Origin of the sequence: Marivirga sp., assembly GCF_035704835.1 — a bacterium.
Classification (GTDB): Bacteria; Bacteroidota; Bacteroidia; order Cytophagales; family Cyclobacteriaceae; genus Marivirga.
Genome location: NZ_DASSWQ010000019.1, coordinates 14,598 through 35,261, shown reverse-complemented (window position 1 = coordinate 35,261; position 20,664 = coordinate 14,598). Strand labels below are relative to the sequence as shown.

Here is a 20,664-nt window from a genome sequence, read left to right as displayed (position 1 = left end):
GGCAATTAGAACCGTGACAGCTGGCACAAATCAAACCGTTTTAACGCAGCCTCAAAGCAGCAATATTGGCACAGTTTGAACCGAAATCACTGGCACTATAAAACCGAAATGGGTGGCACAAATCGAACCGAATTAGCCATTTTACGCCCTCAGTTTTAAATTTAAATAGTGGTTTTAAATTTTTATATAAGAGCTTGAAGTAAAATTAGGATTCTTTCAAAGTCAGGTTACGGCTGAATCTAAACCAAAAAAAAGCCTGACTTATTTAAAGTCAGGCTTCACAAATATGTATACGTTTTAATTATTTACTCATCGTCTTCATTGTCTTTCAATAGCGTATAGGCTACAATTCCGCCCACTATCGCTAAACCTCCTACAAAAAGGCCAATGTTTACATTTCTCTGAATTTTTTCCGCTCTTGATAAATAACTAGAGCCAATACCTCTTTTAGCAATAAAGTTTTCTAAATCATGAACTTTATTTTCTAATTCTTTTAGTGTTTTCTCTTTTATTGTTGACATTTTGATTTGGTTTAAATTTTATAAAAAAAACTTAATAACAAATAATTTCACTATAGTATACATGATAAGGAGTGTCATTGTTTCATTTTAGTGTATTTCAATAGGTAGAATTAACCTCGTAATTTAAGATCTCCTCAATTAAGTACTTCTAAAAAGTATTAATTCTTTCTTTCGACTATCCCCGATCCATATTCTTTTTTGATGATTTCATTTGTAGCTCCTTTCACTAATATATTGCCACTTCCATAGATTTCAGCATCCAATTTTTCAGAGACATTCATTTTTATTGATCCTATGCCATATAATTTCGCATTCGCATCCTGAGCTTCAAATTCAAAGGCATCTACACTGCCAGCACCGTAATTTTCAATATCCATATTATCGGTATAACCTTTAATAGTCAAGTTCCCAGGTCCTGCTAATTTCCCTTCCAGTTTTTTAGTTTTTACATCTACTTCCATGCTTCCTGAGCCTGCTACTAATAGGTCAAGATTGTCTGAAGCAATGGAATTCTCCGTAATTAACTTGCCGTTTCCATTTACAGATAAATTTTGAACATCTTTTATTGAAACATAAACCTTGAGTGTTGGCATTAATTTGATATTATCTATTTTTTGCCAAATACTTTTACTGGTTTGGGAATCATCTTTTTTAATATCGATATGCAAGACACCTTCTTTTACTGTAATTTCAGTTAAATCATAAATTTCTTTCTCTGCTGCCACTCTTACTTCTTCCTTATTGGATTGCTTTACATAAACTGTATAGGCTGAATTAACACTGATACTATGAAAATCGACTATGTTCATCACGTCATAGTTATTTACCTGTGCTAAAAGTGAGGGAGAAATTAATAACATCAGTACTCCTAGAATAAAACTTGATTTCTTCATCATCTTAATTTTTGGTGATGATTGTCAAACGAACTTTTAATTAAAATGTTAACTAATGTAATTAATTATGATAAATTCAATAATTTACTCGATTAGTATTTAAATTTGTATTTAAACAAAAAAGGCTTGTCAAAATAACAAGCCTTATAATTTTACAATATTTCGAATTTTAAATCATCTAATTACTCTCTCTGGAAAAACCACTACGGACTCATTTCCATATTTATCCACTGCAGCCACTCCGAAATAGTAATTATCAATTACAATTCCTTCTAAAGTGTGCTCATTCACTTTACCTACATATCGGAAATTATCCCAAGTTGGAGATGTAGTCAATCTCCAATAAATTTTATATCCTACTATATTATCATCATCTACCTCATCCCAAGCTAGTATTGCGGAAGGAGCTACAACTCCGCCAATGCCTACGTTTTGTGGTGCAGGTGGTGCCCAAGCTAATCCTGCTAGTGAGATAGCATTTACTGCGGTCAGTTTTTTAGCATATCCAAAATTCACGCCTTCCACAACATCACCATACTCAATTCCATCTTCAACTCTAATATCTTGATGCTGTCTATTGTAATTTTCATGTGCTTCCATAATTCTGATGCCCGCAAAACCTAAATCATTGAATGGTCTGTGATGCCCGCCCCTACCAAACCTATCCAAGCGATAAATCATCATTGGATTCATTTCTGGCATATAAGTAGTAGTTTGCTTATGCACATAGCGAGCCAACTGTCTTGAAATTCCGTCTACTTCGCCTCCGTAATATCTACGCATAGTGCGTTCTCTTTCTGTTTCAGTTGGAGGAACTGGTTCTGAGAATATTCTGAAAGTACGGTTATCGATTACACCATCTACGCCTTCAATGTTTCCAATCATGTCATTGTTAAGAATGCCGATAATATTCCATTCCTTATCCTGAGCATATTTGGCAAGCCCTGCTCCGCCAAATAATCCTTGTTCTTCACCTGATAGCCCAACATACACAATGCTGTTTTTGAATTTGTATTTTGAAAGCACTCTGGCTGCTTCAATTGTTCCAGCCATTCCAGATGCGTTATCATTAGCTCCTGGTGCATCGATTTCATAATCCATCGTATTGCTCGCTCGTGAATCTATATCTCCCGACATCATGACATAGTTATTAGGATAATCTGTACCTTTTTGGATAGCCACAACATTTACGATCCAGGCATCTTTAGGTACTCTGCTGTTTCCTTCTTTTGTTACAAAATCTTTTTGGTAAAACACTTCCAAGCAACCGCCACATTCCTCAGAAATTTTGTCAAATTCTGCTTTTATCCATCTTCTTGCAGCTCCGATTCCACGCGTATTGGAAACTGTATCTGAGAAGGTGTTTCTGGTTCCAAACCCAGCTAAAGTTCTAATATCGCTTTCTAATCTATCAGCAGAAACTGCTTCTATTATATCATAATGGCGAGTATCTACCTCTTGAGGTACTTGACTAATGCCTAAAAAGGCAATAGCACTAAATGCAAATGTGAGTATATGTTTTGTCATAGTATTATTTATTTTTCCCTGAATATAGAAAGACCAAAATCAAAAAGTAAGGAAATTGTTGAGGAATGAGCCTCTTCTTTGATGAGTGGGGGAGTTGGAAGTAGGAAGAACGAAGTTGGAAGAAAGAAGTAGGAAGTAAAAAAGATTGAATTACGAAAATAGGTCAGTACCGAAGGTTTGCACTGGGCAATGAAAAGGAAATAATGTGGGTTCGAAGTTGGGGGTATGAAGTTGCATGGAAGTGAACTTCGAGCTTCTAACTTCTAACTTCTAACTTTCAAAAAAAACCTCAGAGCATCAAAGAAATTGCGTGAACCCCGATTATTACAGGATTTGGGCTGCTTACCTGATCAGCCTTCCACTGTTATCCTGAAACCTTAAAAAGGTAACGAGGAACCGACCGAAGTCGGAATGAGGCCTGGCTTTACAAGCTTGCTTCACCCGGTATTGTCATACTTGTTAGGTTCACCAAAATTTGTTTAACACCCTGAGGATGCTGCAAAATTAAAGCTTTAAAGGGTCAAACAAGAACACAATCGGGAAAGTTTTCCACAGCGGAATTATTATCTATAAATTAAAGTAATAAACGCTTTCAAACTGAATGATATGATCGCGATTCGTGCTAATTAAATCACTATTTTGGCTAACCACCGAGAATTGGAATTTTTGCCCACCTTTGATTAGCCTGCCTATTCCCAGAGAAAATCTGTTTTCCAGTTCATCGCCTAATTGATTAAATGCATAAACAAGTTCATTGCCTGTAATTAAATAAAATTCTTTAGGGTCTAGATTTTCTCCTTGCAAAGGAAAATCATTGCTGATGGAATATCTGAACCTAGTTAAATAGTCGCTAGAACGAATTCTTTGCTCTATTCTAAACTTATTAGCCAGTCGGTAGCCTCCGAAATTTGTAATGAAGGCAAATTGTTGAGTGATTCTATGTTCCCATCCGCCTTCTGGTTCAAATGGGTCGTAGCCCCTGTACATATAACCCAAACTTAATTTTTTGCCTCCCAAAAGTGTATAAGTACCAAATCCTTTAATTTCCCATCGGTCTGTTTTGAAATTTTTCTCACCTTCTCCATAATCAGTAAATCGTTGTCTGCCCATTAAAGAAAAATTGTAGCTCCATCTAGAATCTATTTTTTTGGTAAATGAAATACCTGGTTCCCAGCGGATGGATGGACTATTTTGGGTGTGCCCTATAAAAGGGAGGAGGAAAATGCAAAAAATAAAACTTTTAATAAAGTATGTTGTCATCAGCCCTTTTAATGATTTTTTTGATTTGTTCAGTTTTTCCTTCTACATCGAAAAGAAATTCGAAAAAGCCTCTTTCATTATCTTCATTCAATACCTCAGCTTCAATTTCATATTTGATGATAAGGTCTTCTAAATCTAATTCTAGAAATTCTTCCACATACTCTTCATCATCATCAATTTCTATTTTTCCGTCCTCGTATTCTTCCTCTCGATTGTACTGAATTTGAATTCTATTAAGCTGATATTTTTTATAATTAGATTGGAAATATTGCTGAATATGCTTTTGGATATCTACAGGAAGTTCATTAAATTCTTTTAAGATTTCGATGTCCAAAAGGCTTCCATCTTTATAAAATTTGATGCTTATTTTTTCTTCCTTATAGATAGTTTTGACTTCAAAATAATAAGTATCTTCATCATGGTCTTTAAAATACCGAGTTCTTGTTCCTTTTTTAAGAATAGGCTTGATTAATTCCAAAGCGGGTTTAGGAAATTCTTCTTCCTTTATTTTTTCCTCTCTTTCATACTTTTCTCCTATTTCTTGTTCTTGAGCAAATGAAATATTGGAGTACAAAATAAAAGAAAAACCAACCAGTAGATATTTTAGAAAAGAGTTCATTTATTATTTATTTAAAAGGCTGTCCATTTTCGCATTAAAATCTTGGATGAATTCATCATAATATTTCCCAGTGCCAGGGCCACTAAAACCAGTATGAATATTAACTAGTTCACCATTTTTGTCAATTATTATCATGGTTGGAAATGATATAACTTGGTTGAGCATTGGTAAAGTTTTTGATGCTTCTTCTTTATCATTCGTTCCTGCAATGAGGAAGTCATAATTCACATCATATTTATCAATCATTTTTTCTACCCTGCTTTTGGCATAATCAAAATCATCTTTAGCTTCATAGGCTAACCCAATTATTTCAACTCCTCTATCTTTGTTTTCATCATACCATTTGGTGAGAAATTTGGTTTCATCCATGCAGTTAGGACACCAAGTTCCAAATATTTGAACGATGACTACTTTGTCTTGATATTTCTCATCAGTCAGGCTCACTTTTTCACCTTCCAAATTAGGGAAACTGAAACGAATATTATCATAGCCTTTTTTCAAGTAGGTCAGTGAGTCAGGGTTTGGTAGTTCTGCATCTTCATTTCTGAAGGCTGTCCAACTTTCATACCATTCTTTTCCTGAGTAAAAATCGCCTTTTAAGGTATTGTCATTTTGAATTTCAGCCTCAAAAAGAAAGGCATGGTTTCCGTCAAAAGTGCTTAGTTTCATCCGATTTCCTTCAGCCCTTCCTACCAAATAGCGATAATCGCCCAAAGGAGTTAAAAATGTTCCTTTAATATCGGATCCATTCTGTTCAAATATTCCGACAGCTTCGGTGGTGTCTTGCTCTTTCGGCTCAATGAAAGTTACTTCCCATTTACCTGAAAAGTCGGCTGGTGTTTCATCGGAAAAACTTTTAAATCTGTTTTCTCCTTTGTGAAAAGTGATGGGCAGCACATAATCCTCTTCATAATGCTTGGTATAAGTGCCTGCAAGCACATTATGGCCTATTTTCACATCTATGGAGATATCAAAAATATGTAATGGAATATGAAGTGAATCATTTCTTTTTTGAATTTCATCCAGCACAATCTCTTCCTTACCATTGATGATTCTAGCTTTAATGCCTCCGTCTTGTTCTTCCTGAATTTGCATTTCAAAAGGCATGGTTTTGCCTTGCATACTAATTTCACCTATCCATTTTCCAGATAGATCAATCTTTTTATCTTCTGGCGAACAAGCAAAAAACAATAGTGGGATACTAAACAGATATAAATTCCTCATAATGATTATGTTAGATTCGATTTTTGATTTCAAATGCTTAAGTGACTTGATAATAGTACAAGACAATCCCTAAGTTAATTGTGTAATTTTTCAATAAGCTCTATTAAACTGCAAAATGAGTATTGCTGTTTCAATATTTAGAAATCTAAATTAAAATACTTTGGAGGAATTATGAGAAAATCTGATATAATTCTTTAGAACGGATTTTAAGATTTGGCCTTTAAAGCTACTTTAAATTCAGCTCCTTTTCCTTTTTCGCTTTCCACCCAAATTCGTCCACCCATCTTATCTGCCATTGTTTTCACGATGTACAGACCTAGTCCTGTAGATTCATCCGTTCCGATTGGCTTAGCTGAAAGTTGTTGGTATTTCTTAAACAATCGGCTTTTATCATCATCAGTAAGTCCTGGACCTTGGTCTTTCACTGAAAATATGATTTCATCGCCTTCTTGGTAGATGGTGTAGTTTATCTGTGTTTCATTAGGAGAAAACTTGATGGCATTCGAAACCAAATTATCAATAATTCTTCTTAAGTAAGTTCGGTCAACTTCAAGTTCAAGATTTTTGTCCAGAACCTGCGTAATAAAAATTATATTCTTTTTGGCTGATAATAATTCATATGGCATTAAGCTATTATCTACAAATTCCTGAATGTCAATTACTTCTGGTTTGAATTTTTTATCGTCCAACACCATATTTCCTGTATCCAGAAAACCTTTAACAATTTGTAGCCCATCCGCAACTACTTGTTTAATCAGATTGATTCTTTCAACCTGTTGTTCGCTCAAATTTTCTTCATTATCAGATAAAAGCAGCTGAACAATGGTATAAACTTTTGCAAAAGGTGTTCTTAAATCGTGGGTCACCTTCCCTAAAATATCATTGTCATCATATTGTTGAATGATCCGCGACTCTTCAGCCTCCAAATCAGTGATGCTTTTATTACTTGATTTATTCTGAAATTCGGTTAAGTTGGCATTAATCTCATTATAAGCTACATTGAGTTTTCTGAAAAGAGAATTCAATCTTTCATTGGCGAAATATAACTCGCTTACATTGTCAAAAACCCATAGCTCACCTTCTTTCCCAGCTATATAAGCATTTTTTCGAATCACTTTCAGGACGGAATTTTCGAATTTCCAAATCCAATCTTCACCAAAACTAGAAGGTAATGCATTGAGGCTAATCATATTATTTCCCACCAATTCTACTTCTTCCTTATTGGTTACTTTTACCTTAAGTTCGGCAAGTTTCTTTGTGAAAAGTTCTGAGGGAATTGATTTTTCATTTTTTTCCAACCCAAAAATTTCGAGTGCTTCATTATTTAACCATGTATCACCAACTTTATTTTCAGTGAATACAATAGCTTGTGGAAGCCTGTCTAAAATGGTTTCTAAACGTTGAGTTTTTGATTTTTCTTTTCTTTCGTTGGTGACTAATAAAATCAACTCTTTCAATCTTTCAGAAATAACATAGAAGAAAGTTTTGTCCTGTGTTGTTAAATCAAACTTTTGCTGAGAAGAAAAACCGATATAAATCTTCTTATCATTTATATCTACTGGGAAGATTAAGTGATGTTTAAATAATAAAAAGGGTTTTTTAATTTCAATTGTAAAAAAAGGATGGTGGCTTTTTGCCTTTAATTCGTGATTAAATGGTATACTTTCTTTTATGAGCTGATTATCCAAATCCCACTTAAGGCAATTGTCTTTTTTGCTTTCTTCTACTACCCAAAATTCATCAGCTCCGAATTCTTCTGTAATGAAATTAAGCAGATTTTTCAATGCTTTTAAAGGAATTCCATTTGATTCAATCAAAGAACTTTCCTTCATTATTTTAAATAGAAGTTCCCCAGGAAGATCTGATACTATTTCAGCAGTATGTTCTAATTTGTAGTCCATAAAGTATACTCAGGGAATAAAACTATTTCAATTCATCCCCAAAAACAACTTAAATATAAGCTAAAAATCACATCTTATCGAAAAAAGTCAGAATGAATTTTTTTCTGGAAAAGCTGGAAAATTGTTTGAATATCAGCTAGTTTTATTAAAAACTTGACTATTGTTTTGTATGGGAACTAAATTCAAAGTGTTAATCAAATAAGCTTTTAAATAGAATTAAGGATACATTCCATTCAGAATATCGGTTAGAAAAACTTGTTCTTTTTTCGCTTCCTTCTTGGCTAAGAATACTTTAAAATTTTCATCAAAATAAATTCTGTCGAATTGATTATCTATTAAAGTAGATCCAGTATTAGTCAAAATTCTAGATGTTCCGTATTTTTCTACCTTCAAAAAATTATTTTCTACAAAAATAGTGTCGTAAGTAGGATAGCTGATGATTTCTCCCATTAAATTAGCAATGCCCCATTTAGTTCCTTTCCTTAACAGATAATATCCATTTTCTTTTTTAATTTCATCATATTCTGGCTCGATAATATAGTTGCCATTCAGGTCAATTAAGCCATATTTTTCATTCAGTTGGACAAATGCAGTTTTATTTTCAAAGTCAGACACCGCTGAATAATAAGGTTGCACAACCAAACTTTCATTTCGACCAATAAACCCCCATGAATTACGGATTTTTATTGCTGACCTTTCATTATGAATCGGACGAACGGTGTCGTATCGATTAGCAATTCTTAAAAGGCCATCAATATTAATAAATCCCCAACTACCATTTTTTTGAATAGCTAAATACTCATCATCTGAAAAAATGATGGTGTCATAGTCAATAATTTTAAATAGTTCCTCGCCAATATCATTTAATAAGATGTGCTGATTTTCATGGTGAAAAATTATTCCTGATTTTCCATGACCACTATATTTTCCCTTTCTGAATTCAGTTATAGCTTTTCCTTTTTTATCAATTAACCTGTAATAATCATTTAAATCTTGCTCAACTCCATATTTTCCATAAAAATCATAGTATAATCTCGCTTGAGTTTTTTCTTGACCATCCGAAATATATTCACTAAGGTAGTTGTCTACTAATTTATAGTGAAAGTGGTCAATAGGCTGAATTAGCTTGTATTGAGGAGGTATTACCCAGTTGTTATCTAAATCAACTACCCCTAATTGTCCTTTGAAATTTACGATATATTGCTCCCCATTTTTTACAATTTCTTGGTAAAGAGGAGGGATGACTTCATTTAAATTCTCATCAAAGATGCCCCAATTTGATTTGATTTTTAGAGCGATTGAATTATCCATAAAATTGAATGAATCAGCCTTTATAGACTTTCCATTTTTGCTAATTATAATATGTTCAAAGCCGTGATAGGTTTTCTTCTTTGCAACAAAAAAATCGTTGTTCCATTTTACTGCCCCGCTGAATTTCTCACTAATTATTTTATTGCTGTCTTTTGCAATAAAAGTTTGATTTGATTTATTGAGGATGAAATTTTCACCAAAAATACCAATGATTTCAGCATTAAAAACTTGTTTGTTTTCCTTGGTATAAACATTATAGATTTGGGCAAAAGAAGAGGTGTTTTTTACAATTAAGCTATCGTTCAAATAGAAAATAGAGTCTGCTTTTTGTTTGCTAATTTCTCTACCTATTTGATTTAGAATGGTCCATTCATCCAATGCGGTAACGTAGATTTCCTTGCCATCATTCCATTCTATATTTTTGTATTCGATTGGCAATAAAATTTCACCATCTTGCCTGATAAGCCCCTGTCTGCCATTTTTAAAAATTATGGCTACCCCATCTCGAAAAGTGGAAACACTATCCATGTTTTTCAATAATGTTTCAGGCTGAGAAGCGAGTTTTATCAATTCTTTTTCGCCATTATTTTTGGTCAGTATAAAATTATCATATCCTAAATACTCGATATGGAAATATTCGAACGGGACAGCTGCTTTTCCAGATGAATTAATAATCCCAAAGTAAATTTCCTTTTCTTTCTTGGTGGCAGCGATAAGGTGATTCCCAGCGGAGTAAATATTTCTGAAGCTAGGCTTTAATTTCTGTTTGCCATTTTCATTGATTAATCCGTAAAATAAGACTTTTGAATATTTGCTTTTTTCTGAAACAACAAATAAATCATCTCCAAAAGGAATTAAGCTATTGTATTTTGGTTTTGAAATCACTTCAAAATTATTAGACATCAAGCCCCATAAATCGTTTTGTTGGTAGCCGATATAGCCATTTAAATTTTCGGATTTTCCATCTGACCATCCAAAATTTTGATAATTAGCATCTAATAATATGTTTCCGCTTTCATTTCTTATTCCTTTTTTACCTTTATCAGAAAAAACTTCTAAAGTACTATCATAAGGAAGGTCAATAAAGGCTTGTGCTTTGCTAGGATAAGCAAATAAAGACCATGGGATTAAGAAAATATAAATCAATTTAGTCATACGAAACGGTCCTTGACCGGTTATTTATTTGTGGACTCAGATTGCAATGATTTAGTTTTCTACTAATGAAAAGTATTTGAGTCAAAATTTAATTATAAATTGTTCCGAAAAAACGGGATGAAATATCAAAAATATAAAAGTAAAAGCAGTCTGCATATTATATGAAAGAAAAGAATGATTTTTTCGACCAGGTATATCAAGTTGTCCGATTAATTCCCTCAGGAAGAGTTACCTCTTACGGTGCCATTGCTAAATACTTAGGATCCGCAAAAAGTTCCAGAGTAGTTGGATATGCGATGAATGCCTCGCATACTATGAAAGATATTCCAGCTCATAGAGTAGTGAACCGAAATGGATTGCTAACAGGAAAAATGCATTTTGAAAAGCCTGATACTATGCAAGAAGCATTAGAGGCAGAAGGGATTAAAGTGAAAGATAATCAGATTCTGGGTTTTGAAAAGGTATTTTGGAATCCGATGGAGGAATTAGAAATTTAATCCTATTTATTGCATTGGTTTTTACTCTAGAATTGTTTGAGAATTTAATGGAGTTTTGTATTTGAATGAGCCATATGTGTATAATTTTGTCTACTGAATATTGTCAACTGTCTATTTGCCAACGAATTCATTCAATATTTACTTTAATTATTTGAGAAATCGAATATTCTCCACCTTAATTAAATATATTCTCCAGGTATTTATTTCTGATATCTCGATAGATATAAAAATCTGAATCAATACTAGCTATTTGATGAATCCCCTTAATTTCTGAAACGACAATCAAGCTTGCATCTGCTAAATCCATCGGTACATCATCATATTTTTTGGTTAATTCAGAAAGGCGGCTGATGTGGTCATGCTCCATTTCATAAATTTTCAAGCCGCCCCTTTCAATCCATTCTAGAAAATTAGCTTGTGCTTTTGAACTGAAGCTCAGCATATGGGAAGTTTCAGTAATCACAGGCCATGTTGTGATTAGTCCTCTTTCGAGTGATTTAAGAAATGAAATTGCTTTTAAATGGTATTTGTCGCTTCTGTCAAAAAGCGCGATTAAAGGTCCAGCATCAATGAGAATGTTTTTCATCAAGCATCTTTTTTAAGCGTTTTTTATAAGTTGTGGAACGATCAGTGTCATTGCTTGAAGCTGCACCAAATAAATCTTTACCTGACTCAAAAGCAGAAACTTCCGTCTTTTTAGTTAGATATTGTGCAAGGGCTTCTTTTACGACCTGTGATTTTGAAAGGCCATTTTGCTCACAATATTCTGTAAGTTTCTTTTCTTCGGAGGATGTCAGTCTTGTAGTAAGCATTTTTTTATTCATTAAGTATTACAAATGTAATACAAATTTATTGACCTACAAGTTCAATTTTATTTTTTTTAATTAAAAATAATCCCAAGAAAGTCAGTAATCCATTGACTACCAGTATCTCAAATCCAAATCTATAACCAAAAAACCAAGCTTCTGAGTTTTCATTAATGATAAAAGAAAGTATAGGAGCAAGAACTGCAATCAGTGGAACCCATTTATCCTTTAGTTGAAATTTTGTAATCAGTCCGAAAGTGAATAAGCCCAAAATGGGTCCGTAGGTATAGCCTGCAGCTTTAAAAACTGCAGTAATCACACTTTGGTCATTAATGGCTTTAAATGCCAGAATTACCAAAAATAAAATCACAGAAAAAGCCAAGTGAACCTTAATCCTGGTTTTTTTTGAAATTGGTTTGTCATCTTGTCCCAAGCTTAAGAAATCTACACAAAATGAAGTAGTTAAGGCAGTGAGGGCTGAATCAGCACTAGAATAGGCGGCGGCAATTATGCCTAAAAGGAAAACTACTCCAGCAATCAATGGAAAATGTTCTAGGGCTAGTAGAGGATATAGATCATCAGTCCTGGCAGGAATGGCAATGTTCATTTCGCCTGCATAAATGTAAAGTAATGCACCCATACTTAAGAACATGAAATTCACGATTACTAGTATAATGCAAAACCAAAACATATTCTTTTGTGCATCTTTTAAGGAGCGACAAGTTAGATTTTTCTGCATCATGTCTTGGTCCAAGCCGGTCATCACAATAGCAATAAAAGCCCCACTGATAAATTGCTTAAAGAAATTTTGGCCACTTTGCCAATCCCAAACAAATATTTCTGAATAGCCTGAAGCAGAAACTTTTTCTGTTAGTTGTAGCCACGACATGTCCAAAGCATCTTTTATTAAATAAATGCTAATAGCAACCGCCACAATCATGAATAGCGTCTGAAGTGTATCCGTCCAAACGATAGTTTTGATACCACCCCTGAAAGTGTACAGCCAAATTAGGGCAATTGTGATGGCCACTGTAACTGAAAAAGGCCAACCAAAAGCATCGAAAATAGCTAATTGCAATACTCCTGCTACCAAAAACAGCCTAAAAGCCGAGCCTATAATCCTTGAAAGTAAAAAGAAAAATGCCCCACTTTTATAGGAATATTTACCAAATCTTTGTTCTAGATATGTATAAATACTAATCAGGTTCAATCGGTAATAAAGGGGAAGTAAAACGGTAGCAATCACAAAATAACCAACCAAATAGCCCAAAACTACTTGAAAATATGCAAAGGCTGTATTCCCTACTTCACCAGGAACACTGATAAAAGTCACCCCGGATAGGGAAGCGCCAATCATTCCAAATGCCACTAAGTACCATGGAGATTGCCTGTTGGCAGTAAAAAAAGTCAGGTTATCATTTTCACGTGATGTGAAATATGAAATCCCCATTAAAACCAGAAAATAAATGGATATGACTGAAATGACCAGTATAGGACTCATAATGGGTTTTATAGTTTAGAAATTCAAAATTACTATTACACAAAAAATAAACCTTTATTTATTAAAAATTATTTCTCAAATGATTTTCAAAATGGGTTTTCAAATAAATCTGAAGTTGGTTAATTTTTCGTAAATTTGCATAAGAAATAGGTTTAATTGTAACATTAGGCTTTATTTAAAGTTATTGAATCGTGATGAGTGACATTAATATATTTTATCAATTAGAAGAAGACAAAAGAGAAGAGGTTTTAGAAACCACCTCTGATGAGGATATCAATGATTTGATAGTCTATAATGACGATGTGAACACATTTGAACACGTAATCAATACATTGATAAAAGTTTGTAAGCATACTCCTGAACAAGCTGAACAATGCACATTATTGGTCCATTATAAGGGGAAATGTGCAGTGAAGAAAGGCTCTTTTGTTGATTTAATTCCTTACAGACAAGCAATCGTAGATGAAGGAATTAATGCTGAGATAGAATAATATGGAGTTTTCCTCTAAGTTAATCGAATCAGCAGTGAATGAATTTTCCAAGCTTCCTGGTATTGGAAAAAAAACTGCTTTAAGATTAGTATTACACCTTTTAAAACAAGACGAAAATTTTACAACTGATGTAGCGCAATCTCTAATAGATATGCGCCAAAATATCAAGTACTGCAAAAAATGCCATAATATCTCCGATGAGGAAGTTTGCAATATCTGCAAAAGCCATAAAAGAGATGATTCCATTATTTGTTTAGTAGAAGACACCCGGGATGTATTGGCAATTGAAAATACTTCTCAATATAATGGTTTGTATCACGTATTGGGAGGGATAATTTCACCTATAGAAGGGATAGGGCCAGAGGATTTGACCATCGACAGTTTGATGGAAAGAGTTTCTTCCTCAACTTCTGAAGTTAAAGAAATCATTTTCGGACTTTCTCCCACAATGGAAGGTGATACCACGGCTTTCTACATCAGTAAAAAGGTAAAGCAATTAGGAATTAAAACCAGCACCATTGCCAGAGGAATCCCAATTGGCGGGGAGCTAGAATACGCTGATGAAATCACATTGGGTAGAAGTATTGTTAGCAGAACTGCTTACGAATAATTCAAAAGCTTTATCATTTAATTCTTTTCTAAAGGGATAAGGATAATAACTCACCAAAATTTATTGGTAAATTTTTTTAATTGTAACTATAAGTAAATCAATTACTTATAATCGATATATCAATTTTGGCACAATACTTGATTTACCCTTCATAACACCAAACAATTAAAGTTATGAAGAAGCACATTTTACTTCCGTTCGTTTTAGGTTTAGGATTATTGTTTTTTACTAATTCTGCAAAATCTCAAAATTTTCAAATTGTGGCTTCTTTTGGTACAGCACACAACTGGGCAGTTCCAAATGCAGTACTTTATGAAATAGACTATTACTATCCTTTTCATCAGATTGTACATATCAATCGTGAGTTCAGGGGAAGAAATCTGTTTTATACTGTGTTGTTAGAGCGAAGAGGTCAGTTTGTGGAGTTGTTCTTTGGTAGACAGGCTATGATTTTGGATATCAACTATTACCATAATTATCCATTGGCTCAGCATATTTGTAGTGGTCATTGTGGTTATCATGGTAATTTTTATAGAAGTTACCAAGTTGCATGTAATCACAGGGGTCATGGTAATGGTCATCATACTGGACATAATCATATTGCTTACAGAAGTGGTAGAAATTATAACACATATGCTACAAATAATAGTGTTGCTAACAGAAATGTTAGATCGAATTATGCACATAATGATCACCGATATAATTCTCACAGAAATTATTCTGATAGAAATTCTGTAAATAGAAATGATGACAGAGATGAGAGAGATGAATCAACTTTTAGAAAGCATAACTCTGAAAGAATAAGAAGTTATTCAAATTCAAGGAATACTGATTCTGAAAAGGGAAGAAATGCCTCAAACTCAAGAATAACTGATACTGCTATGAAGCCTAATTCTTCTGTAAGGGAAAGCGAAAATAGTAGCAGCAATAGAAGCAGAAGTTCTAGGACAGCAAGTTCTTCTTCTTCAAGAGGTAGAAATTAAATTAAGGTGTAGTGATAAATGAAAAGGTCTCAGGAATGAGACCTTTTTTTATGTAAATACCTTATTATTAGGGCAAGTGTCGCCTAATTTTCTACCGTTTGTCAATTACATTTTCAAAATTTTAAAAAGCGATGTAAATTGAAAATTATCTTTAAAATCACTCTAAGTAATAGTTATGAAAAAAATATATTCCCTTTTTCTAATTTTCTTTATATCCTATGTTTCAATTGCTCAAAACCTCCAAAGTCCAGATGAAAAACTTGGATACACATTAGGGGATAAGTTCACATTTCATCATCAAGTGGTCGATTATTTTAACTATCTAGCAGATAATTCTGATCAGATAATTCTCAAAAAATACGGAGAGACTTACGAAGGGAGGCCATTGTATTACGCAATAATTTCTTCAAGAGAAAACATTGCACAATTAGATAAAATACAAAGTCAAAACTTAGCGCAAACCGGGTTATCTGGTAAATTAAATGGCACTGCAGAAAAGGCTGTAGTTTGGTTAAGCTACAATATTCACGGAAATGAAGCTTCCTCAACTGAGGCTTCAATGAAAACGGCTTACGAATTATTAAGTGGCGGAATGCAGAGTGAGGAATGGTTGAAAAACACGGTCGTCATTATGGATCCCTGTGTTAATCCCGATGGACGAGATAGATATGCTACCTTTTACAGACAATATGGTGCTAAAAATTTCAATCCAAATTTAGATGTTGTAGAACATAATGAGCCATGGCCAGGAGGACGGCCAAATCATTATCTATTTGATTTGAATAGAGATTGGGCATGGCAAACGCAAAAAGAATCGAAAGCCCGGATGAAAGTTTATCATGAATGGATGCCCCATATTCATGTAGATTTCCATGAACAATCCATCAATAGTCCTTATTATTTTGCGCCAGCAGCTGAGCCCCTTCATGAAGTGATTACCGATTGGCAAAAAGATTTTCAGATTGAAATAGGCCAAAATCATGCTAAGTATTTTGACGAAAACAACTGGCTATATTTTACTAGAGAACGATTTGATTTATTCTATCCAAGCTATGGAGATACATACCCAACCTTTAATGGTGCTATTGGAATGACCTATGAACAAGCTGGAAATGGAAGAGCAGGATTGGGAGCTTTAACAAATTTAGGGGATACCTTAACTTTGAAGGATAGGCTTGAGCATCACTATACAACAGGAATGAGTACTATTGAAATTGCTTCTCAAAATGCTGAGAAATTAAATAGTGAATTCAAAAAATACTTTACTAGGAATATCAATAACCCTCAAGATCCTTTCAAAACGTATGTCGTAAAATGGGATGAAGATAGAAAGGATGACCTAAATACATTAGTTGATTTTTTGAAAGATCAAAAAATTGAAGTTGAACAAGTTGGGGAAAAGCAAAAATTTAGTGGTTATAGTTACTTTAAGCGAAAGCAAGTAAATTTTGAATCAAGCGAAAAGGATTTAGTTATCAGTGCCTACCAACCCAAATCAACTTTAATACAGGCACTCTTTGATCCTAAGCCAGAATACAGCGATTCATTAACTTATGATATTACCGCCTGGGCGATACCTTACGCTTACGGATTAGAAACTTTTGGTTTGAAAAATAAAATAAGTTCTGAACCTGTCCTTAGATTGCAGTTTGATAAAGAAAATTTACCTTCAACCTATGCGTATGCGGTTAGATGGGAATCTTTCAATTCCGCTCAATTTTTAGCAGCAGTATTGAAAAAGAATATTAAAGTTAGAATTTCCTATAAAAATCTCAAATTCAATAATAAAGAATTTGGCAAAGGAAGTTTAATTATTACCCAAACTAATAATGAGCAAATCGAAAACCTGAATGAAGAATTAACCAAACTTTCCAATCAATTTGAAATTGATATTTACCCAATATCTTCAGGATTTGCAGATAGAATATATGATATAGGTTCTTCGGAAATTCAATTTTTAGAAGCTCCAAAAATTGCAGTCTTGATGGATGAAGGTGTTTCTTCCTTAGCTTATGGTGAAATTTGGCATTTTTTCGAGCAATCATTAGATTATCCAATTCATAGCATTCGTGTTAATAGTTTTGATGGTATTAATATTTCAGATTATGACATGATCATCTTACCATCAGGTAGTTATTCTAATCTTTCAGAAGAAGGAATTACTAGATTAGATGAATTTGTAAAATCAGGAGGGAAAATTATTGCGATGGGCTCGGCAATTTCATTATTTTCAGATAAAGAGAAAGGTCAATTAAAAACTAAAAAGGTAGAAGTTTCTACAATGCCGCTTGCACTATATGAAAATGCAGAAAGAAAAAGACTATCAAGCAGTATTTTTGGGGCAATTTATGAGGTGCAGTTAGACAATAGCCATCCTCTTGCTTTTGGTTTGGGAAATCAGTATTTCAGTTTGAAGACATCTGGTAAAGCATTTGAATACCTTCCAAAAGGTTGGAATGTAGGTATAATTAAATCAAATGATAGTCATATTGCTGGTTTTGCTGGTTATAAAGCTAAAGAACAGCAGCTAAATAGTATGGTTTTTGGAGTTGAAGCTATTGGAGGTGGAGAGGTAATTTATTTGCAAGATGACCCACTTTTCAGAGCATTTTGGCATCAGGGGAAAATGCTATTTGCAAATGCATTATTTATGGTAGGAAATGATTGATTCCTGAATCTAAAAAGAGGCTGTTTTAAGAAAATTAAAACAGCCTTTTTTGTTAAAAAATTGACTTAAAATTCATATTCCGGTAGTTTTTCTAAAATATCTTCTACCATATCTTCCAACTTGAATGATGGTTTCCAGTTCCAATCTTTCTGAGCTTGGCTGTCATCTATGCTGTTCGGCCAGGTATCAGCAATTTTTTGTCTGTAGTCTACCTTATAAGAAATCTTAAATTCAGGATGCTGCTTTTTAATTGCCTCATAAATATCTTTTGGAGTAAAGCTAAGTGCTCCCAAATTGTAACTGGATCTTATGCTTAGATTTTCGGCAGGTGCTTGCATTAAATCAATGGTTGCTTTGATAGCATCTGGCATATACATCATTGGTAAATAAGAATCCTCTCTTAAATAACATTCAAAATTGTCACCATTCAATGCTTTATGAAAAATGTCCACAGCATAATCTGTAGTTCCGCCACCAGGAAGAGATTTATATCCAATCAGACCTGGATATCTTAAGCTTCTCACATCGACACCATATTTCTCATAATAATAAGCACACCATCTTTCCCCAGCTAATTTACTGATTCCATAAACAGTGTTTGGATCCATTACACAATTCTGAGGAGTATTATCGACAGGGGAGTTTGGTCCAAAGACAGCAATTGAACTTGGCCAATAAACTTTTGACAACTTTTTTACTCTGGCAACTTCCAATACATTTAAAAGACTTTGCATATTCAAATCCCAGGCAAATATTGGGTTTTGCTCTCCTTTGGCTGATAAAATAGCAGCTAACATGTAAATCTCTGTAACCTTATACTGGTCTACAATTTTAGTCAGTTTTTCAGCATTCATTACATCTAATTGCTCAAAAGGCTCATTAGGTAGTGCTTGCTTTTTAGGAGGTTGAATATCAGATGCAATAACATTCGTGCTTCCATAAATAGCTCTTAATTCAGCTGTTAACTCTGTGCCGAGCTGTCCATTTGCGCCTATTACTAATATCGTGTTTGTTTCCATGGGTAAAATTTTGCTCGAATTTCGTGATTTTATTTTGCTAAAAAAATAATTGGAATGAATTGCCATTTTTATGTGTTAAGTGGCAATAGTGGAAATACCTTATTTAGAAAGATGATAAATAAGCAGATCTGTCTACATCTATTTTATTTCCTGTTACTTAAAAGTTATTTTTGCGTATTCATTGAAAATTATGAAAGAAAATTTCAAAGCAATAAGTCTATCTTTTAAAAATGCCCCTATTGAAATTAGGGAACAAGTATCGTTAAATGACGATTCAATCGACAGATTATTGAATTATTTTAAAGAGTTTACTTCAGTTTCCGATGTTTTGGTGCTCTCAACATGCAACAGAACAGAGGTCTATTATTTTAATGAAGAAGAGCTTTCTGAAGATATCATTAAATTAATTGGTATAGAAAAAGGCATTCATGATTTCGACTCATTTAAGCCTTATTTTGAAATTATTAATAATCATCTTGAAGCAGTTCAACGATTGTTTAGAGTTTCTATGGGGCTCGAAGCTCAAGTCGTTGGAGATATTCAGATTTCTAATCAAGTAAAGCGAGCTTATCAACAGTCTGCCGACTTACAATTGGCAGGTCCTTTTTTACACCGTTTAATGCACACTATATTTTTCACCAATAAAAGAGTAGTACAGGAAACTCCTTTTAGAGATGGAGCGGCTTCTGTGTCTTATGCGGCAACCGAATTAGTAAAAACTTTAACGGCAGATATTAAAAATCCAAGGATTTTGGTGGTAGGAGTTGGTGAAATAGGAGAAGACGTTTGTAGAAATTTAGTAGGTGATGATAGACTTTCTGTAAAGATAACCAACAGAACAGAAGAGAAGGCTAAGAGATTAGCAGCTGAATGTAACTTTGAAGTTCATCCTTATACAGAATTATGGGATGGAGTAAATCATGCAGATGTAATAGTTTCATCCGTTGGAGCCTCTAAACCAATTTTCACTAAGGAAAAAGTAGATTCTTTAGATATATTAAGTTTTAAATATTTTATTGATTTATCAGTTCCTCGTTCTGTAAGTAACGAGGTTGAAGAAAATCCTGCGGCTTTAGTATTTAATGTCGATAGCATTAAGAGTAAAGCGGATGAAGCATTAGAGAAAAGGATTAATGCAGTGCCTCAAGTTGAAAGAATTATTGAAGAATCAATTGAGGAATTCAATGACTGGTCTAAAGAGATGGCAGTTTCTCCTACTATCAATAATCTTAAAAATGCATTGGAGCAAATCAGGCAAGAGGAGTTGGCTCGATATTTAAAAGAAATTGAAGGAGATGAGCATAAAATTGTTGATAAGGTAACCAGAAGTATGATGCAGAAAATATTGAAGTTGCCTGTATTACAATTGAAAGCAGCTTGCAAACGAGGCGAAGAAGAGACCTTAATTGGTGTTTTAAACGATTTATTTAATCTTGAGAAAGATACTGTAAAAAAGTAAATCAATAATCCTTGTAGGATAAATCCTTATCGTCTATTTTTGTCATTAAATTTAAAAAAAAGAAATTTATGTTTTACGATATACCTGTAACGGAAGGGGCAAATACATTTTTTTGGATATTGGTAACTTTAGTCGGATTAGTTAATGCGGTAGCTTTTATTGACAAAAGAAATTCTGATAAAAAAGAAGAGTCCGAATCTTAATATTCTCGATTTTGAA

The 20,664-nt window shown here is 33.6% G+C and carries 19 protein-coding genes; 7 read left to right on the top strand and 12 right to left on the bottom strand.

Going from position 1 to position 20,664, the window contains the following annotated elements:
- Positions 1-305 precede the first annotated feature (305 nt).
- The 8 genes from VFM92_RS03025 to VFM92_RS02990 all read right to left on the bottom strand — a co-directional run bounded on the left by VFM92_RS03025 (position 306) and on the right by VFM92_RS02990 (position 10,411).
- Positions 306-521, bottom strand: a complete 216-nt coding sequence (locus VFM92_RS03025) for a hypothetical protein (protein ID WP_325120717.1) — start codon at positions 519-521, stop codon at positions 306-308.
- A gap of 158 nt (positions 522-679) precedes the next feature.
- Positions 680-1,417: a head GIN domain-containing protein gene (locus VFM92_RS03020; RefSeq protein WP_325120716.1), complete on the bottom strand. Its 738-nt coding sequence runs from the start codon at positions 1,415-1,417 to the stop codon at positions 680-682.
- A 171-nt stretch (positions 1,418-1,588) separates the two neighbouring features.
- A complete protein-coding gene (locus tag VFM92_RS03015) occupies positions 1,589-2,941 on the bottom strand; it encodes a M28 family peptidase (RefSeq protein WP_325120715.1) in 1,353 nt (450 codons plus the stop codon).
- Between the two features lie 567 nt (positions 2,942-3,508).
- Entirely contained in the window at positions 3,509-4,201 is a 693-nt protein-coding gene (locus tag VFM92_RS03010; protein ID WP_325120714.1) for a DUF2490 domain-containing protein, read from the bottom strand.
- Positions 4,182-4,820 carry a hypothetical protein gene (locus VFM92_RS03005; protein ID WP_325120713.1) on the bottom strand — a complete coding sequence of 213 codons (639 nt, stop codon included), beginning with the start codon at positions 4,818-4,820 and terminating at the stop codon, positions 4,182-4,184. Before VFM92_RS03005 ends, VFM92_RS03010 begins: the two co-directional genes overlap by 20 nt.
- A 3-nt stretch (positions 4,821-4,823) precedes the next feature.
- Positions 4,824-6,044, bottom strand: coding sequence for a TlpA disulfide reductase family protein (locus tag VFM92_RS03000; protein ID WP_325120712.1), 1,221 nt, complete (start codon positions 6,042-6,044; stop codon positions 4,824-4,826).
- 206 nt (positions 6,045-6,250) lie between these two features.
- Positions 6,251-7,945 (bottom strand): HAMP domain-containing sensor histidine kinase, encoded by a 1,695-nt coding sequence (locus VFM92_RS02995; RefSeq protein WP_325120711.1) that lies wholly within the window; start codon positions 7,943-7,945, stop codon positions 6,251-6,253.
- Between the two features lie 216 nt (positions 7,946-8,161).
- Complete coding sequence (locus VFM92_RS02990; RefSeq protein WP_325120710.1) at positions 8,162-10,411, bottom strand: WG repeat-containing protein; 2,250 nt, start codon at positions 10,409-10,411, stop codon at positions 8,162-8,164.
- Positions 10,412-10,572: 161 nt separating this feature from the next.
- Here VFM92_RS02990 and VFM92_RS02985 point away from each other — a divergent pair, with 161 nt between their 5' ends.
- Positions 10,573-10,908: an MGMT family protein gene (locus VFM92_RS02985; protein ID WP_325120709.1), complete on the top strand. Its 336-nt coding sequence runs from the start codon at positions 10,573-10,575 to the stop codon at positions 10,906-10,908.
- Positions 10,909-11,083: 175 nt separating this feature from the next.
- On the opposite strand, the gene VFM92_RS02980 is transcribed toward VFM92_RS02985, so the two are convergent.
- The 3 genes from VFM92_RS02980 to VFM92_RS02970 are packed head-to-tail and all read right to left on the bottom strand — an operon-like array spanning position 11,084 to position 13,215.
- Positions 11,084-11,494, bottom strand: a complete 411-nt coding sequence (locus VFM92_RS02980; RefSeq protein ID WP_325120708.1) for a type II toxin-antitoxin system VapC family toxin — start codon at positions 11,492-11,494, stop codon at positions 11,084-11,086.
- Positions 11,475-11,732, bottom strand: coding sequence for a ribbon-helix-helix domain-containing protein (locus VFM92_RS02975; RefSeq protein ID WP_325120707.1), 258 nt, complete (start codon positions 11,730-11,732; stop codon positions 11,475-11,477). Before VFM92_RS02975 ends, VFM92_RS02980 begins: the two co-directional genes overlap by 20 nt.
- 25 nt (positions 11,733-11,757) lie before the next feature.
- A complete protein-coding gene (locus VFM92_RS02970) occupies positions 11,758-13,215 on the bottom strand; it encodes a sodium:solute symporter (RefSeq protein WP_325120706.1) in 1,458 nt (485 codons plus the stop codon).
- Positions 13,216-13,409: 194 nt separating this feature from the next.
- On the opposite strand from VFM92_RS02970, the gene VFM92_RS02965 reads away from it, so the two are divergent.
- From VFM92_RS02965 to VFM92_RS02950, 4 genes are all read left to right on the top strand, one after another.
- Positions 13,410-13,706, top strand: coding sequence for an ATP-dependent Clp protease adaptor ClpS (locus VFM92_RS02965; protein WP_325120705.1), 297 nt, complete (start codon positions 13,410-13,412; stop codon positions 13,704-13,706).
- 1 nt (position 13,707) lies between these two features.
- Positions 13,708-14,316, top strand: coding sequence for a recombination mediator RecR (gene recR, locus VFM92_RS02960; protein WP_325120704.1), 609 nt, complete (start codon positions 13,708-13,710; stop codon positions 14,314-14,316).
- A gap of 173 nt (positions 14,317-14,489) precedes the next feature.
- Positions 14,490-15,299, top strand: coding sequence for a hypothetical protein (locus tag VFM92_RS02955; protein ID WP_325120703.1), 810 nt, complete (start codon positions 14,490-14,492; stop codon positions 15,297-15,299).
- 175 nt (positions 15,300-15,474) lie between these two features.
- Positions 15,475-17,967 (top strand): M14 family metallopeptidase, encoded by a 2,493-nt coding sequence (locus VFM92_RS02950; protein WP_325120702.1) that lies wholly within the window; start codon positions 15,475-15,477, stop codon positions 17,965-17,967.
- Between the two features lie 65 nt (positions 17,968-18,032).
- Here VFM92_RS02950 and VFM92_RS02945 read toward each other — a convergent pair whose 3' ends face one another.
- A complete protein-coding gene (locus VFM92_RS02945) occupies positions 18,033-18,986 on the bottom strand; it encodes an NAD-dependent epimerase/dehydratase family protein (RefSeq protein ID WP_325120701.1) in 954 nt (317 codons plus the stop codon).
- A 190-nt stretch (positions 18,987-19,176) separates the two neighbouring features.
- Between VFM92_RS02945 and hemA the strand changes: the two genes are divergently transcribed.
- On the top strand, positions 19,177-20,445 hold the full coding sequence (hemA, locus tag VFM92_RS02940) for a glutamyl-tRNA reductase (RefSeq protein ID WP_325120700.1): 1,269 nt from the start codon (positions 19,177-19,179) through the stop codon (positions 20,443-20,445).
- Between the two features lie 68 nt (positions 20,446-20,513).
- Positions 20,514-20,648 (top strand): hypothetical protein, encoded by a 135-nt coding sequence (locus VFM92_RS02935; RefSeq protein WP_325120699.1) that lies wholly within the window; start codon positions 20,514-20,516, stop codon positions 20,646-20,648.
- The last annotated feature ends 16 nt before the right edge of the window (positions 20,649-20,664 follow it).